This window comes from Pseudomonas sp. Z1-14, assembly GCF_051132005.1.
GTDB lineage: Bacteria > Pseudomonadota > Gammaproteobacteria > Pseudomonadales > Pseudomonadaceae > Aquipseudomonas.
Window position 1 is genome coordinate 4,251,243 of the sequence record NZ_CP071646.1, and the last position, 18,004, is coordinate 4,269,246.

Annotated in this window: 32 protein-coding genes; 18 read left to right on the forward strand and 14 right to left on the reverse strand. The window is 58.1% G+C overall.

Features of this window, described 5'->3' with window-relative positions:
- Positions 1-74 precede the first annotated feature (74 nt).
- The 12 genes from J3P89_RS19535 to J3P89_RS19590 all read right to left on the reverse strand — a co-directional run bounded on the left by J3P89_RS19535 (position 75) and on the right by J3P89_RS19590 (position 6,706).
- Positions 75-770 (reverse strand): hypothetical protein, encoded by a 696-nt coding sequence (locus tag J3P89_RS19535; protein ID WP_434695355.1) that lies wholly within the window; start codon positions 768-770, stop codon positions 75-77.
- Positions 767-1,372: a recombination protein NinG gene (locus J3P89_RS19540; RefSeq protein WP_434695356.1), complete on the reverse strand. Its 606-nt coding sequence runs from the start codon at positions 1,370-1,372 to the stop codon at positions 767-769. The genes J3P89_RS19535 and J3P89_RS19540 overlap by 4 nt, the downstream gene beginning before the upstream one ends.
- Positions 1,363-1,674, reverse strand: coding sequence for a hypothetical protein (locus J3P89_RS19545; RefSeq protein WP_434695358.1), 312 nt, complete (start codon positions 1,672-1,674; stop codon positions 1,363-1,365). Before J3P89_RS19545 ends, J3P89_RS19540 begins: the two co-directional genes overlap by 10 nt.
- Entirely contained in the window at positions 1,671-2,141 is a 471-nt protein-coding gene (locus tag J3P89_RS19550; protein WP_434695359.1) for a hypothetical protein, read from the reverse strand. The genes J3P89_RS19545 and J3P89_RS19550 overlap by 4 nt, the downstream gene beginning before the upstream one ends.
- Positions 2,141-2,599, reverse strand: a complete 459-nt coding sequence (locus J3P89_RS19555) for a hypothetical protein (protein ID WP_434695360.1) — start codon at positions 2,597-2,599, stop codon at positions 2,141-2,143. Before J3P89_RS19555 ends, J3P89_RS19550 begins: the two co-directional genes overlap by 1 nt.
- On the reverse strand, positions 2,596-3,147 hold the full coding sequence (locus J3P89_RS19560; protein ID WP_434695362.1) for a hypothetical protein: 552 nt from the start codon (positions 3,145-3,147) through the stop codon (positions 2,596-2,598). The genes J3P89_RS19555 and J3P89_RS19560 overlap by 4 nt, the downstream gene beginning before the upstream one ends.
- Positions 3,144-3,551, reverse strand: a complete 408-nt coding sequence (locus J3P89_RS19565; RefSeq protein ID WP_434695363.1) for a hypothetical protein — start codon at positions 3,549-3,551, stop codon at positions 3,144-3,146. The genes J3P89_RS19560 and J3P89_RS19565 overlap by 4 nt, the downstream gene beginning before the upstream one ends.
- Entirely contained in the window at positions 3,548-4,333 is a 786-nt protein-coding gene (locus J3P89_RS19570) for a replication protein P (protein ID WP_434695364.1), read from the reverse strand. The genes J3P89_RS19565 and J3P89_RS19570 overlap by 4 nt, the downstream gene beginning before the upstream one ends.
- Entirely contained in the window at positions 4,330-5,118 is a 789-nt protein-coding gene (locus J3P89_RS19575; RefSeq protein WP_434695365.1) for a DnaT-like ssDNA-binding domain-containing protein, read from the reverse strand. The genes J3P89_RS19570 and J3P89_RS19575 overlap by 4 nt, the downstream gene beginning before the upstream one ends.
- Positions 5,118-5,918: a Rha family transcriptional regulator gene (locus J3P89_RS19580; protein WP_434695366.1), complete on the reverse strand. Its 801-nt coding sequence runs from the start codon at positions 5,916-5,918 to the stop codon at positions 5,118-5,120. Before J3P89_RS19580 ends, J3P89_RS19575 begins: the two co-directional genes overlap by 1 nt.
- A 317-nt stretch (positions 5,919-6,235) precedes the next feature.
- The gene (locus J3P89_RS19585) at positions 6,236-6,436 is read right to left on the reverse strand and encodes a hypothetical protein (RefSeq protein WP_039012569.1); all 201 of its coding nucleotides are present in this window, start codon (positions 6,434-6,436) and stop codon (positions 6,236-6,238) included.
- Between the two features lie 30 nt (positions 6,437-6,466).
- Positions 6,467-6,706 carry a transcriptional regulator gene (locus J3P89_RS19590; protein ID WP_434695367.1) on the reverse strand — a complete coding sequence of 80 codons (240 nt, stop codon included), beginning with the start codon at positions 6,704-6,706 and terminating at the stop codon, positions 6,467-6,469.
- Between the two features lie 100 nt (positions 6,707-6,806).
- On the opposite strand from J3P89_RS19590, the gene J3P89_RS19595 reads away from it, so the two are divergent.
- From J3P89_RS19595 to J3P89_RS19605, 3 genes are all read left to right on the forward strand, one after another.
- The gene (locus tag J3P89_RS19595) at positions 6,807-7,616 is read left to right on the forward strand and encodes a S24 family peptidase (protein WP_434695368.1); all 810 of its coding nucleotides are present in this window, start codon (positions 6,807-6,809) and stop codon (positions 7,614-7,616) included.
- A 76-nt stretch (positions 7,617-7,692) separates the two neighbouring features.
- Positions 7,693-8,814 carry a hypothetical protein gene (locus J3P89_RS19600; protein ID WP_434695369.1) on the forward strand — a complete coding sequence of 374 codons (1,122 nt, stop codon included), beginning with the start codon at positions 7,693-7,695 and terminating at the stop codon, positions 8,812-8,814.
- Positions 8,814-9,182: a hypothetical protein gene (locus J3P89_RS19605; RefSeq protein WP_434695370.1), complete on the forward strand. Its 369-nt coding sequence runs from the start codon at positions 8,814-8,816 to the stop codon at positions 9,180-9,182. The genes J3P89_RS19600 and J3P89_RS19605 overlap by 1 nt, the downstream gene beginning before the upstream one ends.
- Before the next feature lie 73 nt (positions 9,183-9,255).
- Here J3P89_RS19605 and J3P89_RS19610 read toward each other — a convergent pair whose 3' ends face one another.
- Positions 9,256-9,570, reverse strand: a complete 315-nt coding sequence (locus J3P89_RS19610) for a DUF1654 domain-containing protein (RefSeq protein ID WP_434695371.1) — start codon at positions 9,568-9,570, stop codon at positions 9,256-9,258.
- Between the two features lie 497 nt (positions 9,571-10,067).
- Here J3P89_RS19610 and J3P89_RS19615 point away from each other — a divergent pair, with 497 nt between their 5' ends.
- The 15 genes from J3P89_RS19615 (at position 10,068) to J3P89_RS19685 (ending at position 17,142) form a co-directional block, all read left to right on the forward strand.
- A complete protein-coding gene (locus J3P89_RS19615) occupies positions 10,068-10,259 on the forward strand; it encodes a hypothetical protein (protein ID WP_434695372.1) in 192 nt (63 codons plus the stop codon).
- Between the two features lie 59 nt (positions 10,260-10,318).
- Positions 10,319-10,861 carry a hypothetical protein gene (locus tag J3P89_RS19620; RefSeq protein WP_434695373.1) on the forward strand — a complete coding sequence of 181 codons (543 nt, stop codon included), beginning with the start codon at positions 10,319-10,321 and terminating at the stop codon, positions 10,859-10,861.
- Positions 10,862-10,964: 103 nt separating this feature from the next.
- Entirely contained in the window at positions 10,965-11,159 is a 195-nt protein-coding gene (locus J3P89_RS19625; RefSeq protein WP_434695374.1) for a hypothetical protein, read from the forward strand.
- 408 nt (positions 11,160-11,567) lie between these two features.
- Positions 11,568-11,813, forward strand: a complete 246-nt coding sequence (locus tag J3P89_RS19630; protein WP_434695375.1) for a hypothetical protein — start codon at positions 11,568-11,570, stop codon at positions 11,811-11,813.
- A gap of 21 nt (positions 11,814-11,834) precedes the next feature.
- Complete coding sequence (locus J3P89_RS19635; protein WP_434695377.1) at positions 11,835-12,056, forward strand: DUF551 domain-containing protein; 222 nt, start codon at positions 11,835-11,837, stop codon at positions 12,054-12,056.
- A gap of 21 nt (positions 12,057-12,077) precedes the next feature.
- Positions 12,078-12,506 carry a hypothetical protein gene (locus J3P89_RS19640; RefSeq protein WP_434695378.1) on the forward strand — a complete coding sequence of 143 codons (429 nt, stop codon included), beginning with the start codon at positions 12,078-12,080 and terminating at the stop codon, positions 12,504-12,506.
- A complete protein-coding gene (locus J3P89_RS19645) occupies positions 12,503-12,718 on the forward strand; it encodes a hypothetical protein (protein ID WP_434695379.1) in 216 nt (71 codons plus the stop codon). Before J3P89_RS19640 ends, J3P89_RS19645 begins: the two co-directional genes overlap by 4 nt.
- Positions 12,715-12,909 (forward strand): hypothetical protein, encoded by a 195-nt coding sequence (locus tag J3P89_RS19650; RefSeq protein ID WP_434695380.1) that lies wholly within the window; start codon positions 12,715-12,717, stop codon positions 12,907-12,909. Before J3P89_RS19645 ends, J3P89_RS19650 begins: the two co-directional genes overlap by 4 nt.
- Positions 12,906-13,271 (forward strand): hypothetical protein, encoded by a 366-nt coding sequence (locus J3P89_RS19655; RefSeq protein WP_434695381.1) that lies wholly within the window; start codon positions 12,906-12,908, stop codon positions 13,269-13,271. The genes J3P89_RS19650 and J3P89_RS19655 overlap by 4 nt, the downstream gene beginning before the upstream one ends.
- A 2-nt stretch (positions 13,272-13,273) precedes the next feature.
- Positions 13,274-13,399, forward strand: coding sequence for a hypothetical protein (locus J3P89_RS19660; RefSeq protein ID WP_434695382.1), 126 nt, complete (start codon positions 13,274-13,276; stop codon positions 13,397-13,399).
- Between the two features lie 156 nt (positions 13,400-13,555).
- The gene (locus J3P89_RS19665; RefSeq protein ID WP_434695383.1) at positions 13,556-14,713 is read left to right on the forward strand and encodes a hypothetical protein; all 1,158 of its coding nucleotides are present in this window, start codon (positions 13,556-13,558) and stop codon (positions 14,711-14,713) included.
- A 7-nt stretch (positions 14,714-14,720) separates the two neighbouring features.
- Complete coding sequence (locus J3P89_RS19670) at positions 14,721-15,479, forward strand: ERF family protein (protein WP_434695384.1); 759 nt, start codon at positions 14,721-14,723, stop codon at positions 15,477-15,479.
- A gap of 5 nt (positions 15,480-15,484) precedes the next feature.
- On the forward strand, positions 15,485-16,102 hold the full coding sequence (locus J3P89_RS19675) for a lambda exonuclease family protein (protein ID WP_434695386.1): 618 nt from the start codon (positions 15,485-15,487) through the stop codon (positions 16,100-16,102).
- Positions 16,099-16,692, forward strand: coding sequence for a hypothetical protein (locus tag J3P89_RS19680; RefSeq protein ID WP_434695387.1), 594 nt, complete (start codon positions 16,099-16,101; stop codon positions 16,690-16,692). The genes J3P89_RS19675 and J3P89_RS19680 overlap by 4 nt, the downstream gene beginning before the upstream one ends.
- Positions 16,693-16,761: 69 nt before the next feature.
- On the forward strand, positions 16,762-17,142 hold the full coding sequence (locus J3P89_RS19685; RefSeq protein WP_434695388.1) for a hypothetical protein: 381 nt from the start codon (positions 16,762-16,764) through the stop codon (positions 17,140-17,142).
- Between the two features lie 40 nt (positions 17,143-17,182).
- Here J3P89_RS19685 and J3P89_RS19690 read toward each other — a convergent pair whose 3' ends face one another.
- Positions 17,183-17,986 carry a hypothetical protein gene (locus tag J3P89_RS19690; protein WP_434695389.1) on the reverse strand — a complete coding sequence of 268 codons (804 nt, stop codon included), beginning with the start codon at positions 17,984-17,986 and terminating at the stop codon, positions 17,183-17,185.
- Positions 17,987-18,004 lie beyond the last annotated feature (18 nt).

The following is an 18,004-nucleotide window of genomic DNA, read 5'->3' on the forward strand; positions in this document are numbered from 1 at the left end:
AGTCAGTCCTACACACGCAGGAATGACAGGATGGGGATAATTTCGCTCATTCGCTCACCGATGTCAACAGGCAATCACGCAGCCCTTCCAATCAACAACCCCTCCGCCTCCAATATCTCCTCCGCATGAGCCAGAGCCTGGTTCACCAGGGCGTCAGCATCCTTGCCAATATCCTGCCTCCACCGGCGCCGGGTCGACTCCGGGGTCCCGTCGTTGTCCCATGTGTTCATGTCGTAGAAGCTGTCCTTCAGCACGATCATGTCGGCGGATCGGGTCCCGTCTTTCTTCGCCTTGGCCTGGCCGGCAGCCACCGCTGCCCTCACCATCGACTCGCGACGCCACGCCGGCGCGTCCAGCGGGATCTCGACCGATACCGACGTGACAACCTTCTGCCGCGCGCCCTTCAGTTGTGGAATAGCCCAGGCGGTGGTCGCCTTGAACAGGAACAACTTCGGCGCGGGGGTGATGATCAGGGCCTGTAACGCCGCGATGGCTTGCACCTTGCGCCCCTTGTGGGTGCTGTACTTCGCCACCAGAGCATTCCAGTGCTTCTGCTCCAGGGCGCTATGCAGGCGGGCGGACACCCAGCAGTCCACCTGAGTGCGGTCGATGGTGTCGGCGCCGCGGGAGCGAACCAGTGTTGCCATATCACCACTCTCCTCCTCGTCGGCAGAGTTGTACAGCTTCTGCCACGCCTGCTTGCTGGTGTTGTCGATGGCCTCAGCCGCGAGGGCCGAGACAACTGCGTTCAGTATGCTTGGGTAGATCATGCTGCAGCCCTCTTCAGTTCGCGGGTCTTGGCCCGGTATTCGGCCTTGATGGCCTTGATCTCTTCCGCGGTGTAGCGCTTCGGCTCACTGGGACCTAAAAGGGCCTCTACCGCTTCAACTCCGATACGGCGCTCCAGTTCCGGCTTGTAGCCGAGGATGTTGCCGCTCATGTGGTTGTTGCAGACGCTGCAAGCCTTGTGGACGTTGGCCGGGTTGAATCGATGCTCCGGCGATGAGCCCACGCTGCGGAAGTGAGACGCGTGCCACTGGCCTGACCAGGTCGAAGGCTTGTCGCAACTCACGCAGGGCAGATCGGCGTCACGTAGGCGGATCCATTCATTGAAAGCCTGCTGGGCCTCACGCAGGTGATCCGCCCTGCTCTTCAGCTTCTCCTTGCGGACCTTGATCTCCCGGCGCTCGACCTGGGCCAGGGACTTGCGGGCCTTCTCCTGGTTTGCCTGGTTGGTGGGCGCATCGAGGATGGCGCAGGCAGCGCTGCATACCGCCTGACCCAGGCGCTGTGGGACGAATGAGGCCCTGCACTCGGCGACTCGGCATTTCTTCGCCCGGGGCGCCTTCTTCTCCTTGAGGGCTACGCGCATGGCTCGGCCTCCTTGGCTTTCTGCTGCTCAGGGGCGAATTCGCCACGCAGGGGCATTAGCTTGTATTCGCAAATCGGCCCCCGTACGGCATGACCGCCCCCTCGCGTCTCAAGCGGGTCGCCCTGGACCTCTATGACCCAAACCTGGCTGCTTGTCGTATTGCGATATTCGATGCCCTTCCAGAAATACACTGCTGGGAAACCCATGCTTTCAACGAGGCTCACCACTCGCCCTACGTTCGCGTCCCTTGCTCGGCTATCAACGATCATCGCCAGGTCGCCCGGCTTGAAGTTGTGGTTCATGCCGCCACCTCGCTCAGCAGATCGGAGAACACCACGCCCTGACCGGTGAAGTACGCGGCCATGCGGTCGGTGTACTGAATGCCCTGGGCGCGATTGAACAGGCTGGTCACCGGCATGCCGTCAGGGCCGAACAGGTTGCAGCCACCCATCAGCGAAAGCTTCCGCTCGTAGGACAGGTGCCGCATGACCTGGTACCAGTCAGCCTGAAACCCGGCGTCCTCGTTCAGCAGGATCTGGACGCCGAAGTGCAGCTTGCAGTACCGGCGGGCGTCGGCCGCGTCGCCGATCTGGGTCATTTCCGCGATGCGCTTGTACATAGCGAACCACAGGGCGTTTTGGTCGAGAGTGCGGTCTTTGCCCGGGCGCAGCGAGACCACCACAAACTTCTTGTCGCGGAACATGGCGCTAAGTCGGGTGATTGCCTCGGAGAGCTTGGCCTGGCAGTTGACGGATATTTTGTCGACCATTACGCAACCCTCCGTGCATATCGATCCAGCAAGTAGCTGCGCGGGATAAATGCATCGATGACGTACCCGTAGAGCAGGACTTCGCCCAGCTCGCCTTCCGTGAGAGCGGCAACGTAGTGCTTTGATCCGGCAAGCCCTTTAGCTGGATCGAGAACCGTGTACATGCCATCAAGGCATTCACACAGGATTTGATGCAGGCCACCCGGGTGGTTCAACGATGGTACGGCTACCAGATAAACCCCATCGCGCTCCATTTGCGGCAAATCGGCCGTATCAAACGACTCGAAAGGAATGTCCAGGCGCTCCAGTGCCTGCCTGGTGCTCACCCGACCGGTAAAGTACCAGTCGTGAATCTGCGAAATCACAAAGGCCGCGGGATCGCCCTTGATCATCGCCATGCAGGTTGAGAAGCAAGTGTTAGTGGTTGGCTGGGATTGGTGCATGATCAGAAAGCTCATGACTGCTCTCCCTTGCCCAGGGCTGAAAGGATGTCGTGCAGATAACCCGTCGCCACGCTTGGCTGCTTCCCTGCGGAATCACACAGCTTCTGAACGAAAGCTGTAGCGCTCTGCAGGCGATCGGCATCTTTGCGCAGGGCATCGTTCTCGGCCTTGAGCTGGTCGCGCTCGACAGCCAGCGCCTCGTAACCGCAGGTGCCGCACACGTCCATGTCGGGTTCTGGGGGCTGGTTGTACCCCTGATACGAATCGTGACCGGAATAAACCTCGCCCTGGCCGCCGCAGTCGCGGCATATGCAAAGTCGGGCTTTGACGCGCTCGTTCTCGGCGATCAGAGCCAGGATCGTGGCAGGTTTGGCGGCAAGCACCAGGTCCGCATAGTCCTTGTTCTGCGCCATGAATTCGGGGAATGACCGGTTCTGATGCACGTCAAAGACGATCCCGTTGTCGTTCCGGATGTACAACGCGCCGTGGCTGCGCATGAAGCGAAGCGGCTGATGCTGCTGGCACGCCTCGGCAATCGCTTTTAAATCGCGAGAGTCATTCATTCGGCGAACTCCTTGAGCAATTGGCGTGCGCCCATGACGGCACCCTTGTCGCCGGATGTGCGGCTAATGTCCGTGAGCCACCCCAGCATTCGGGTGTTCTGTGCTTTCAGGTCGACGACCATGCCGAGCAACTCGTCCCCGTCGGCGTCCATGTCGGACTTGAGCGCTCCGCCAATCGCGCCAAGGTCGCAAACGGCCGCCAGAAGCATGCGCTTGTGTGATTCGAGATCCTTGCGAAGCACCTCGGCGTCAGCCAGCAGCTCCAGCGCAACTTCCTCCAGAGTCTTCTCACCCAGGAACTCTTGCAGCGCCTCGGTGTTTCGCTTCCAGTCTGCGCAGTCGGCACGGAAGGACGCGGCTTCGGCCCACAGCAGCTTCTGGAGTTTTTGTTTGTCGATGGTCATGTCCGCTGCTCCCTGGTCTTCCTTCCGAATTTCGCCATCAACTGAGCCCGTGCCGCCGCACCGCTGCATGGGATGGCCTGGACTTCCAGCAGGCGTGCTTGGCGGTTGTTGGCGTATTCCTCGGCCCGCTCCAGCTCGGTCTTCTGGCTGTCATGGCCGATGCCCACGGCGATGTCTTCCAGAGGCTTGCCCTGCATCAACATGCGGATGGTGATGTCGTAGGCCCGGTCAAAGACCTTGCTGGCCTTCTCGGGGATCAGGTCGCCCAAGTTGTGCATCTCGCATTGCAGCGCAGCGTGGCGCACGGCTGGGTGCGACCATGTGCGGTTCCCGAACCGGCTAGGGTGGGCGTTCACCAGCGCCTCGCGGAAGGCCTTGTCGTGCGGTGGGATGCCCAGCATCTCCGGCGTCGGCTGACAGAGCGTGATGAACTTGCCGACGCTCGGGGCGAAGTCAGTGCCCAGCGAGCGGCAGCGCTCGATGCCGAAGCGGATCTGCTCCAGGGTATTGATCTCGGCGACGATGAACGCCTTGATCCAGCTGCGCTTGGCGGTGCTCAGGGCGGCATCGGTCGGCCATGCCTGCTTCCAGGCCGGGAAGATGGCCTGCAGCTCTTTGAACAGGGCATTGACGACGTCCACCGTACCTGGCGGCAGAGTCTTGGGCATGACGGGCAGTGCTGGAGGCTTGTAGCCAGCCATTGCGCTTGGAAGGTCCTCGGTAGCGCCTGCGGCCTTCATGAGCTGAGCTGCGCTTCGCGGCGGCTTTGGCTTGTTGCTCATAGCGCGTCCTCGAGATTGTCAGCCCAGGTCTGATCGTCGAAGTCGGGGCCGTTGGCCTGCCGTCGCCCGGGGAACGGGTGCACGTTGTTGGCTGTGGCTGTGGCCGTGTCGCGCTTCACCCACTTGACCAGCAGGCTGACCCAGGACGCTTGCGTCTCGATGCGGCCGGATGCCGAGTAGTGGCAGACGAAGGCGGCGGTAGCGTCAGCGGTGAACACGGTCACCGGGATAGCCATCCGGAACGCGTAGGCCTTCAGCAGCTTCTCGTCGGGCACCCAGTCAAGGGTCATCTCGGTTGGCGCTTTTGGGTCGGTGGGATTTTCCTGCTCCTCGCGTAGAGTGTTGTGTTGATCTTCTCCTATTCCCTTCCCTTCCCTTCCGGGGTCGAATGGTTGGCGACCGGTCGACGACTCCTCGGCGAATTGTCGACGACCGCTCTCCGACTGGTCGTCGAATTCAGAAGGGGGAGCCGGGTATTTGAAGTTCTTTTTCTCGATTTTCTGGTGCTTCCAGCCACGGACATGCAGGTAGTTTTTGCCATCGATCCAGTAGCTTAGGGTCAGGTTGGCGCCTTCCAACTCGCCCAGCAGGCCACTGACCTCCTCGACGGTGATGTCGTCGCCCGGGAAGACCAGGGCCTTAATGGTCCGCGGCGACAGCGGGTGGTTGCCGCCGTCGTCGCAGAAGTTCCAGATACCAATGAACAACAGCCGAGCCAGCGGGCGGCAGGACATGACCTGCTCGCTCGACCAGAACTCGGGCTTGACGGTGCGTATGCGAGCCATCACGCGGCCCCCTTGAATGCTTTGTCGTGAGTGAACAGGCCGTCCCAGGTCTTCTTCATGGGCAGCTCGCCGGCCAGGTACAGGTCGTACAGCCGGGCGGCGCCCTTCTTCAGCAGGACAGGCGTGTAGGAAATGAAGGCGTCTTTGCCGTGAGGAGTGACTTCGTGCTGGTGCTCGGTCATGTACTTGTCACGGGCATACGAGCCAACACGGTGGCGCAGGCCGGACTTGCTCTCGTTGTAGAGCCAATTCCGGCTTTCCAGGTACTTGCCCACCTGCATCACATTGACCCCATTCAGGCCCTTGCAGAACTGGGTGTGGGTCATGCCTTCCTTGAAAAGGTTTTCCAGGGAGTGGATCTTGGTGGCCTGCTGCTCGACCTGGGCGGTCAGTAGCAAGCGGGCCTTTTCAGACTCCATGGCGATCTGCAGGATTTCGATGGTGGAGAGCTGCTGAGGCTGCGCCAAGCTGTTGAGCTTCGCGACTACGGAACGGCGGACGGCTTTCGACTCACGCATTGAAACAAGCAGGCACTGATCCTTCGTCAGCATCAGCCCTTCAGAGGCTGGACCACGTTGATTCCTTACTACGAAAGTTTCGTAGTATTCCCCCTCCAGCTCATCACGGCACCGGGCGGTGAAGTCGGCGCGGCGAACCTCGCTTTCTCCGAACTCAGTGCGGGATGTGTTGACCAATTCGAGCAAGTCGAAGCTGCTCATTTTTTCACGCGACACTTTTTCACCGCTGCCAAATTGTGTCGCGACATTGGCCGGGGGCTTGATGTTTGTGGTGGTTTGCATATAATTCGTCCCACACAGATGTTTAAGAGAGCCGGGTCACTACCCCGGCTTTTTTTCGTCCTGAATTTGGCAGAGGCCCTCTGGATTACCCCGAAGAGTCCCTGCCCGAGGCCCTCATTGGGGGCACCAGCTGAAGGACCTTGGCCTTCTTCCTTCCCACTTCGGAAAGCGCGCCACAGGCAATGGCGGTTTCCGTCATTTCGTTGATCGCACGGCTGAAGTTCCAGCCGTTTGCGCGCATCAGTTCCTCCACTCGCTGTCGAGTCCGCGGAGGCAGCCTTTCAAGCTCTACGGTCATTTGGCCCTCCAAAGGGGCTTCAGCCCGCGATATCTTCTTGTTTGTCCTGCATCAGTTCCTCGATCACGCCGTTGGCTACGGCCCACTCGATGATTTCGTACAGGTAGGTCGCGTGCTGCATGCGGGTCTTGGTTGCGGCTTTACGCAGAATCCGATCAAGCACTGGTTCGAATCGAACCTTCACCGGGATGGCGCGCTTTTGATTGGGGTCCATGTACATGCTGGGTTTGCTCCTGGTTGATGAATGGGTTTAAGCGGCGGATTGGGACGGCTCAGAACTGCGCAGATAGGCCCAGTCGATATCGGGGCGCATGACTTCGCAGGTCACCGACCGCGCGGACTCACGCTCAATGCTGATAGCGAGAGCTGCGCCCGGGCGCCGGTAGCCATAAGCGACTTGCTTTAGCTGCCCGACGGTTGTTCCGCAGCTGATGGCAAATTTCTCGAGTGTTTGTTTATCGAATGGCTTTATGTAGTCGTGCAGATTCATGGGCGCACCTCCGTATTGCTGCAAGATTAGCAACTGCTAATGCACCAATCAATAGCAGACCGTAATTTACTGAGTGCTAAACGGAAGCGATGATCTGCGGATGGATATAAATCAGCTACGAGTGAATGCCCTGAAGGCCGTGATGGCCGGGGCCTCACAGAAAGATTTCGCAAATCAGCACGGCCTGGACGCGTCCTATCTGTCACAGATTCTTAACGGGCACAGAAACCTCGGCGAGAAGGCTGCAGCTAATTTGGAAGAAAAAATCGGCTTGGCTGCTGGGAGCCTGGTAAGCCCTGCTCGATCGGAAGTGTCAGTACCGGCGAAGCCCGGGCTTTCGGCAATTGAGCAGCTGAAGTTGTCCTTGTCGAAAGTGAAGGGATTCTCCAGCGAGGCACGGGATCGCATCGTGGCCGCAGCTGAAGAACCAGATAGCGGCCCGACAAATTTCCTGCCTGCCAGCCTTTCCGGCCTTCGCCCTACGAATGACGAAATCCTGATTCCGCAGTACGACATCCGCGCAGCCATGGGCCACGGACAAGTGCCGCCGGATTACACAGAGGTGGTTCGCAACCTGGTGGTGCGCGAGGAGATATTGCGCGAGAAGGGCGTCACCTACACCTCAGCTGCTTCGCTGGCCATGATCAACGGCTGGGGCCAGAGCATGGAAGGCACCATCAATGACAAGGATCTGGTGATCGTTGATAAGGGCGTCCGGGATTTCGTCGGTGAGGGTATCTATGTCCTGACCTGGCACCAGGAGCTGTACATCAAGCGGGTAATGCGCCTGGACGAGGAGAACTACCGGCTGATCTCAGACAATCAGCACTACGAAAATCAGACAGCCCGAATCGACGACGTGACGATCCACGCCAAGGTTTTGTTCATTTGGAACGGGCGAAAGGCCTGAAATTTGATGGGCTGTTACGTGGCAGTGCGCGCTTGCGCCGCGAAAAACAAGTTATAACCTGAGATAGGGACGTCATATGAAGAAGCCATTTGTCGCACCGCGACTCGTCGGCGCAAGATTTGATGACCACACGATCCCGTTAGAGCTGCTAAAAGATCTCGCAGCGCTCGAAGAGTTCGTCGTGGCCGTTGCTAAATGGAAATTCGTCCAACAGCACGGTCGGGTTCGGACGCCGAAGGGATTTACGGATCACTTGTCGATAAACCTGTCGTCGGTCGGGGAAGGAAGCGCTGTCCCCAACATCGTGATTGAATACAATGACCCTACCGCAGGTCTTTTTGCAGCCGCTAATGAGGATTATTTTTTCCAGGCGGTACAGTCTATTGGTAACGCCATAGACGCCGCCGAGCGCGGAACCCCCATTACAGAGCACATCCCCGCAACGCTACTCGGGTACTTCGACAGATTTGGCAGGGGCTTACGTGACGGGGAGATTCTGGAGTTTCGACCGGGAACCGATAGGCCTGCTAGGCTTTCAAAGCTAACTCGGCGCAGACTGCTGCTAGCGTCACAGAATCAGATCCTCACGGATGAGGTGACCGTCCGCGGCTTGGTGCCTGAGATAGATCAAGCGAAAATGAGTTTCGAGCTCCTCCTGCCTGATGGAAAAAAGATCACCGCGAAGATGGATGCAATACATCTCGACACCATCCTTGAGGCTACGCGGGGGTTTCGTGAGGGGCTGAAAATATCTGTATCGGGTGTTGGTCGATTTGACCGCATGGAAAAGCTTCACTCCCTGGACCTAATTGAGGACGCAGTGATCATCGAATTGAATGATCCACTCGCACGACTGGATGAGCTCAGACTTTTACGAGTCGGCTGGCTTGATGGTCGCGGCGTGGTCCCGAGTCCTGAAGAGTTTGACTGGATAGAGTCATTTTTTAGGGATCAATACCCGGCCACGCTGCCGACACCATTTATCTATCCTACTGCGGAAGGTGGCTTCCAGTTTGAATGGAGAACAGGCAACCAAGACCTTAGCCTGGAAATTATTCCACAAAACAAAACGGCCGAGCTGCATGGGCTGAACATCAAGGATGGCGCAGACACGTACATGGAGCTGAATCTCGAAGCAAGGGCTGACGTCGATTCGCTGATAGATTTCATTTCCAAAGCAGCAAAGGGTGAAGTGTAATGGATGATCAAACTCAGTTGCTGCGACAGGTTCACCCCAGCTTTGTGCAGGATGGAAAAATCACCTCACAGGTTTTTCGTCCAACTCCGAAAGATGATAAGAAACTCTCCTCGTACGATGGTAGCTTGATCACGCCAGAGGCTTCGTATGCCCATTTCACTGCCAGGGAAGATTGCCGCTCGGCAGGTGTAGTTTCTATAACTACGGCAGAATGCCATGCGCTGGGGCTCCCCGCCGTATCTGATCCGGACGAGTTTCCGGAGCATGTCCTGATCGACTTTAGTGAATTCGAAAAGAAAGAAATCGAGAAGAAAGCGAAAATCCTCAGGGCGAATGCAGAATCGCGCGACTGGCTATTCAAGCCATAACTGTAAGCCAGGAATGCACTGCTATCGCGTGAACCGCAAAAGCCCGCCATCGGAGCGGGCTTTTTTGTGCCTGTCAGAATGGCGCAACCTCCTCCACTTTCATGAATTCGTCAGGAACCTCGACCTCATGGTCGTTTTCTGAGGACTCCTCCCACTTCAGGGTCACCGACTCATCGTCGTTGAACGTCATTTCGATGCCGTCCGTTTCGGACAGCAAGCCCATCACCTGCTCCCACTCCCGGTCGCCGTCCGTGTCCAAGCGGTGGATCGTCACCCAGCGCTGATCTTGCGCGATCGGGTGATTAATCATTGATGAAACCCTCAGGCCAAGCCGTTCGATTCCGCTCATTTCCTGCCGCTCTACCGGTTTAGCCTGCTTCTTAGCCATTCACAATCCTCCTTTTTATAGCTGTATATTCATACAGTGAAAGCAAGATCATAGCCCGACTCTTACCGAAATGTAACCACCTAAACAGGACCAGCCGGACGCGGAAGGATTGCCATGTGCAAATAATTTAGCAATTGCTATTGACGTGCTAATTAGCGATTGCTAATTTACACCCATCGCAGCGCTTAAGGCCCTGCGGAGGCCCTCAAGCCTCAACCGCTCTTTAGCTCCACCCCTTGCCGGATTACCACCGGCCCAGATTCAAAGGCAGCGATGAACCGGCCTTAACGGTTCAGAGGGTTGGCAACTGACCCGGGCGTGCAGCGTAAAGCGCCAAGAACAGTTATCCAGCGGGAGAACAAGCCGAAAGGCCCGCGGCTGGAGGAACAACTTGATTGAGCCGGTGACCGACGCCAGTAGCGGGTCACGGCGCCACAGATTTCCTCGATGACCTTGGCGACAGGGTCATCCGGAAAATCAACCGGGAGGGATTCACCATGGTTTACCGCAATGAGAAAGGTCAGTTCATTTCTGAGAACGCCGCCATCGCAATGGATCTCCGCTTCTTCATCTCTGAGTGGAAGCGCTGGGCGATCCAGGCACTTCGCAAAGGCGACCCAGCCGAAGCCAGCCGCTGCTATGCCGAGATGACTGATTGCCGCAATAAGCTGAATGCACTTGCAGCGTGACCGCATATTTCTGATGCCGCTTCGATGAGGCGGCATTGGAAATCAACGGGAGTCACAAAATGCTCAACATCAACGAAGACGATTTGAAAACCGCAATCGTGGCAAAGGTATCTGATGAACTGCTGCGCGACGGCGACGACCTTTCCGGCCTGGTTGCGGCGGAACTGAAGAAGCGCATCGACAAGATTTTCAACGAGCGCGTGAGTGCGCAGATTGAAGTAGCAATCAACGAAACCATCAGCGGTTCGTTCGAACGTGAATATCGCCGCGTCAACACCTGGGGCGAGCCGGAAGGTCCGGCCACGACCATTCGCAAAGAGCTTGAAAAAACGGTGAACGCTTACTGGTCGGCAAAGGTTGATCCGCGCACCGGCAAGACGGCATCCAGCGACTACAACGCAGTTACCCGGGCTGAATACATCATGACCCAGGTGTGCGCCGAGGACTTCAGCAAGCAGATGCAGACAAGCGTGAACTCAGTCACCGGGGCTCTCAAGGACGGCTTGCGCGGTCAACTGGCTAAGCAGATGGACAACATGCTGGACGGCCTGTTTCACATCAAAAGCCTGCAAGACCAAGGCAAGGTTGAAAAGCCGTACTGAAAGGCACAGATGGCCCCTGCTGTTTCAGGTCGGCCATCTGGCTTTACAAATGCCTCTCACACCCCGGGAGGTATTTGAAAGCCAGCAACAACGGAGCAAGACGATGAACCTGACAGACAGCAAGCAGGACGAACGCATCAGACAGGCCTTGCGCAACGCCGACAGCAAGGGCCGCCTCAGCGTAGTGGCGGCAATCTCCGGCATTGCAGGAGGCGAGACTGAGCTGCGCCGCATCATGAACGGCACTGCCGAGCTGGCGATCATGGATCGCGCAATGCTCGCCATGCACCTCAACTGAACAACCAGCGCCGAAGTCAGCCCTGACTATAACTGCCCGATCCTCTCTATGAGAGCGCATCGGGGTGTGATCTACAGCGGAGCAAGGCACCTGACTCGTAATCAGACCAGCCACTGAGCACCGTCGACAAAGCGCGGCGGCAGGCGAAGCCGGAGGTGACGACCTCGCGTAGATCACACCCCAATGCGGACGAAGCTGCGGCCTATAACCGCCCACCTGCATCACCGCATCAAACGGCAGGGGCCCGAATCCTTACCCTACCTGCCGGGGATCAATTGGATTCTGCCCGCACATGCGGAACCCCCTCCCCCGACCAATCCCGCATGCACATGACACCGCGCCCAACGGCAACCAGCGGAAGGATCGTGTGCAGCCGGAATTTGTTGGATCAACCAGATGGAGAGAGTCATGAGCAGAGAAGACGGAGGCCCTGCCTTCCCGGTCGCGGACTACGACCACATGATTTTTCAGCCGTCGACAGTCGCCGAAACGAAGCGTGATCTGTCCGGCATGAGCCTGCGTGACTACTTCGCGGCCAAGGCCATGCAGGCAATGATCGCTAACAACTGGCCCATCACTGGCGCCGACGGACTACGGACTTCGGTTGTTGCTTTCCGCATGGCCGACGACATGCTCGCCGCCCGTTCCGCCTAACCCCAAACACTGGAGGTCGCCATGAGCGATTGGATCAAGTGCTCGGAGCGGCTGCCGGAGCTGCCAAAGCGTGGCGGAAAGCACCACGTCATCGCCTACACGCCAGCCAAGGAAGCACAGCGGTTCGCCAATGGCTCGCGCTTCCTTTACTGGAACGGCATCGACTGGCGCTACCCGGACGGCTCTCGTTTCGAGCATCGCGTAACCCATTGGCAGCCATTCATCACCCCGCCCACCGACTGACCCGCCACCCTGGAGGCAATCATGAACGCAGCACTGAAGATTTGTCAGGCCATGCACGACGGCCAGTTGCCTCCGATGGTGAGCGAGAGCCCTCGGGAGGTTGCTCGGGCTGAGTGGCTGTACAACGCGACCGAGCAGTTGGTGCGGTACGGCAGCAATGTAGCCTTTCAAAGGCGCCAGCATCCAGTCAAAACAGTTACCTCGCACCAGTTCGCAATGGCTGTCGATGAGCACGTCAACGGAAGGCTTGAGGATTGCGAGATCTTCACCGCATCCCTTGGTTATTTGGTGATAGCGGCAGCGAGCGGGCAATCCGACAAAACTGCCGCCGCTGCACTACTCGGCCCCAGCGAACACCCGCTGGGCAAGCTCGGCGAAATCGCAGAGGGCCTACTTCGACCCCTTGTCGATGACGCGCTGATCGCCCAGGCCGAGGACAACGACCTATGAGCAATCAGGTAGCACTGGCCCGGCTGGGCCTTGAGATCGCGAAGATGCACAAGTCCTGCACTCCGGTACCGGATCGCACCTTCGTCATGGGCATGATCGAAATGGCGGAATTCGCCGAGATCATCGACACCCGCACCGCCAATCGTTATCGGGATGCGCTGGACGCCAAGTTCGTCGAGCGCAACACGCATCTGAAAGGAGTTTCGGCATGACAACCCCGCTGGTGAAAACGCTGGTCGATGAACAGCTCGACGATATCGAGCGCCGCATCGCGATTCTCGGCTTCGGCCTGCCCTTCAATGAAGTGATCGGCCGCAAGCGCGAGGATCTGGTCGACAGCCTTCCGCAGCGCCTGTCGGTGACCATGAAAGGCGGACGCATCGCGGTGAGGGCTCGGTCGTGAGCTTCTACGAAGACAACGTGGACGATGGCAGTCACTGCATGAGTTGCTGCCAGCTCATAGGCGATTCTGTCGGATACCCACGGGCTTGCAGGAACTGCGGCGGTGAAGGCAGCGAGCCAAACTCTGAAGGCCATAAAAAGCGCATGAAGGCTGAGGCCATGCAGCGCTTTGATGTCTGGCTGGCCCGTACCGGACTCGCCCACAAGCGACACAACAACGGCTATCACGTCGTGTTGACGCTTCCGGATGGTCGCATGATCGATTGCTGGCCAAGCACGAAAAAGTGGCAGCTCCGAGGGCAGCGCATGAGCCGCGACGGCACAGCACTGCATGAACTGGTGTTACAGCAACTGAGGTCGTGACCATGAATCTATTTTACTGGTTTCTCGTCGTAATCCTCATCGCCGGCGCAGGCGCTTACGGCGTCGTTCGCGATGGCCAAGGCACTTGCCAGGCGCCGCGCTCCACTACCTACAACGTGTTCCGATGACCAGCCGGCAGATGGCCCGCCGTACGCTGATCTGGCGCGGATCGTTCTCCGCCATCGGCGTTTTCACCCTTCTGATGCTGCTCAGCGCCCTCGCCGACCGCATCACCTCCTGACTTTCAACTTCAAGAGCTGCGCACGTCGCGGCAAGGATTCCCCGTGTCCGCACAACAGCAAGTCATCAAGATTGACGACATCAGCGAAGAAAACGCACCGGCCATCTATGTCGCCGGCGGCCTTGGCCAGTTCTTCGACGCGGTAGCCGCTGAGGTCACCGCCGAGGTTCCAGATCTGACCACTCGCAAAGGCCGCGAGCGAATCGCCTCTCTGGCCGCCAAGGTTAGCAAGTCGAAGACAGCCGTGGAAAAGCCAGGCCGCGACTACCTCAAACGCCTGAAGGAAATGCCGAAGGTCGTCGAGGCCGAGCTGCGCGAGTTCGTGAACAAGATGGACGCGCTGCGTGACGCAACTCGCCAGCCGCTGACGGACTGGGAGCAGGCCGAGATAGCCCGGACGGACGCTCACGTCGACGCGATCCAGCGCATCGAGGATCTCGCCATCTTCGAAACGGCGCCCACGTCCGACCACTTGGCCCGCATCATCGCCGACCTCGAACTGCTCGAAATCGGCGATAGCTGGGAAGAGTTCTTGGCCGAAGCCGCCCAGGTGAAGGACCAAACGCTGATCAAGCTGCGCACCCTGCACGCCGAGCGAGCGCGGTACGAAGCTGAGCAGGCCGAACTGATCCGTTTGCGCGCCGAAGCCGAAGCACAGGCGCAGCGCGATCGGGATGCACAGATCGCCCGGGAAGCTGAAGAGCGCACCCGCCGCGAAGCGGAGCAGCGCGCACAGGCCGAACGAGAAGCCGCCGCCCGCCGCGAGCAAGAGTTGCTTGATCAGGCTGCCGCCGCGCAACGTGCTGCCGAGCAAGCTGCCCGCGAAGCAGAGGCACAGGCCGAGCGTCAGCGCCTCCAGCTTGAGCAGCAGGCCGAGCAGGCTCGACTGGCGGCAGAGCAGGCGGAAGCGAATCGCATCGCCGCCGAGCAACGTGCCGAGCAGGAGCGCCAAGCCGCAGCAAAACGCGCCGAACAGGCCGCAGAGCAAGCGCGTGCCGACGAGCGCCGCCGCGCCGATGCAGCGGCTGCCGAAATCCTCCGCCAGCAGCAGGCGCGCGAGGCCGACCTGGAACACAAAAAGCAGATCAACCGCGCCGCGCTGGAAGCTTTCATTGAAGGCGGCATGACCGAGGAATGCGCCAAGCAGGCAATCACCCTGATTGCGCAGCGCAAGATCCCCGCCATTTCAATCAGCTACTGAGGTCGCCATGTCTACCGAAATCATCATGCCTCCAGAGCGTGAAAGCCAAATGCTCGCCCATCCGCCCCAAGAGATCAGCATGCTGGCAACTATCAGCCGGCTTGCTCTCGACCCACGGTGCGACATGGACAAGCTGGAACGCCTGATCAAGCTTCAAGACCGAATGGAAGCCAAAAGTGCGCTCGAAGCCTTCAACGCAGCATTCGCTGAAATGCAGTGTGAAATGCCTTCTGTCGAAAAGCGCACCGAGAACACCCACACGAAAAAGATGTACGCCGACCTCGACGACATCAATTACGCGGTCCGTCCGGTCATGGCTAAGTTCGGCTTTGGCGTTTCCTTCAAGATTGTGAACCAGCCCAACGGTGTGAGCGTCACTGGAATCCTGATGCACAAGGCCGGGCACCGCGAAGAAACGACAATGATCCTGCCCCTTGATACTGGCGCCGGGCGCAGTGCTGTTCAGTCGGTTGGTTCGACCACAACGTATGGAAAGCGGTATGTGATGTGCGCCCTGCTGAATATCACCAGCGGAGACGACAACGACAACGACGGATATGTCGAGTCATCTGAACAACTGGTCACGCCTGCCCAGGCGCGGCAGATTCAGGCGCTGCTGGATAAATGCAGCGAGGCTGTCCACGCCAACTTCGAGAAAATGTATGGCGACCCCGGACAGATAGCTAAGTCCGCATTCGATGGCGTCGTGGCAGGTCTGAATAACTCAATCTCAAGAGCGGCCAAAGCGGCCCAGCAAGCGGGGTAACGGCCATGCAAATCATCACAGAAGTCGAGCAGGGTTCGCAGGAATGGCTGGCTTTGCGACTGGGCATCGTCACCTGCTCTGAGCTGGAATGCCTGCTGGTCAACGGGAAAGGCAAAGCCGGCTTTGGCGCCGGCGCCTTCACCTACATGAACACGCTCATCGGCGAGCGCATCACCGGCGAGGCTGCCGACCCTTTCCAGGGAAATCGGCACACGGAGCGAGGCCATGAACTGGAAGGTGTTGCCCGCAAGCTGTATGAGCAGCGCGAGGAAGTCGAAACCAAGCAGGTGGCGATCATCCTCAACCATGGTGCCGGTTACTCACCCGACTCGCTTGTCGGACCGAATGGGCTGACGGAAATCAAAACCAAGCTGCCGAAGTTTCAGGTCGAGGTAATCCTCTCCGGCGAAATCCCAAAAGAACACGTCGCCCAATGCCAGGGCGGCCTGTGGATCTCGGAGCGCGAATGGATCGACTTCGTCTGTTACTGGCCGGGAATGCCGCTGTTCATCAAGCGCGCGTACCGCGACGAAGCAATGATCCGCAAGCTCTCGGAGCGGGTGAAGACGTTCTACGAAATCCTCGATGACCGCATGAATCAAGTACTGGGGATCGCAGCATGATCAGCAACCACCTCAGCATGGTCGAGGCCCTTCGGCCGGAACGAGAGAAACTGGCGGCCCAGGCCGAGCAATACCTGGCCGCCGGCGGAAAGATCGAAGAGGCCGAGCCGATCGGCTACAAGCCAAAGCCCATTACCTACAGCAACCAGATGCCGCCGGCGCCCAAGCCGTTCGTACGACGCCGAGTCGAACCAACCCCGCCGCCATTGACCGCAACGGACATTCGCCAGCAGGAGCGCATGAAGCAGATCGAAACGATCCGCGAAATGGCTCCCACGCATACCCAGTCTCAAATCGTTGAGATTCTGGGTATCAGTCGGCGAAAGCTCTACAACATCGCTCAAGAACACGACCTCACATTCAAGCGGCCGACTCGCGGCGGTGCAAACGATGCTCACCGCAAAGAGCACATGGAAGCGAGGGACGCCAAGTTTGCCGAGCGCATCAGGGCCTTCCTGGAGATCGGCATCACTCGGCGCCAGGTTTGCGGAAAGCTCGGGATCGCGAACAAGACCCTGGAGCGGATCCTTGCCACCCACGGCATCGACTATCCCAAGGCGCAACGTGGCTGCACTTCATGCCTCGCATAGCCCGCACCCAACAACGCAAACGACAGACCTGGCTGGCACTGCCGGCCAGTGGAATTGAAGAGGTAGGCCATGGCCGAAGAACAGCAGCTCCTGACGGAAGAGCCGCAGCCGACAGCGGAAGCCATCAAGCAGCGCAGGAAGCGCGAGAAGGCTGCAGCCAAGGACGCTGCATTGGGCGTCGAGAAGTTTACGGTTGAGGTGGCCGGGGTTTTCAAGCCCGACCTCAAGCGCGTCATGGCAGCGCACGGCATCAACAACCAGCAGGAGGTTTACCAGCTGCTGCTGATGAACCTGATCGCCGCCGACTTCGAAACGCAGACCAAGATGCTTCGCTGTGTCACGACACCTTTCGTCATTACAGAAGAGGTGTCGCGACTTATTGAGGCCGCCGGCATGAAGTCGCTGGCCGATGATCCGCCAGAGCCTGACGACGAAGTCGAAAAGCCCTAAGACAATTCGAGCGATCGAACCCAAAGGGGGCAGCCACGGTTTAAACGTCGATGGCTGATACTTGAGCCTTCTTAGGGAGCCTGAATGATTTTAAAAACACTGCAATACACGACTCGACGATCGGCGAGCGATCCTTGTCTTTTCCACCCCATGGATCTATGAGTCCGATGGAGAAAAGCAGGGCCTCGACAATCCCGCATTGATTCGCAACGAATTCTTCTGCTCCAACTTTCCAAGATGGAATACCTTTATCGGTAGCGTACAGGAGTTCGTTTCTGAAATTCGCACGCTTTTCCACATATTCTTTCAATCCGATAAAACAGTCTGAATCGCATTTCTTCGCGACGATGCGATTGATAATTTCATCCCAAGAGCTATTCCCTTGAACATTCAAAGAAAGCGGTGGAATCGGATGTACGGCTTTATCTGTGTTGACCAATGGCAGGTAAATACCAACAGCATGACGACCGTTTACTTCCGTGGGATACAAGCGTGCATCTGAGAAAAACTGGCTAACCTCAGCCTTGAAATCGTTAACCCATTCTCTCATCGCATGAATGAAAAATATTACAGCCTGCTTATCTTGATGACTTTTGAATTGGATCTTCGATGCACCTTCGTAATTTAGCCGTTTAAGCGAGAAGATAAGGGCTGTAGCCGCCTCCTCTTCAGCACATATAGCGCGAAATGCGGAAATTAACGGGTCTACATGTAGCAGTTCCGCAGCCATCTTGAGATGGAAGACTGCATTTTTTGCAGCCCATTTAACGCGCCCGTTACAACCATCAATCATCTGTTCATGACGACTGATGTTCGCCAACGCACTTTCTAAATACGATCCCATACCACACCTCCGTTCTCT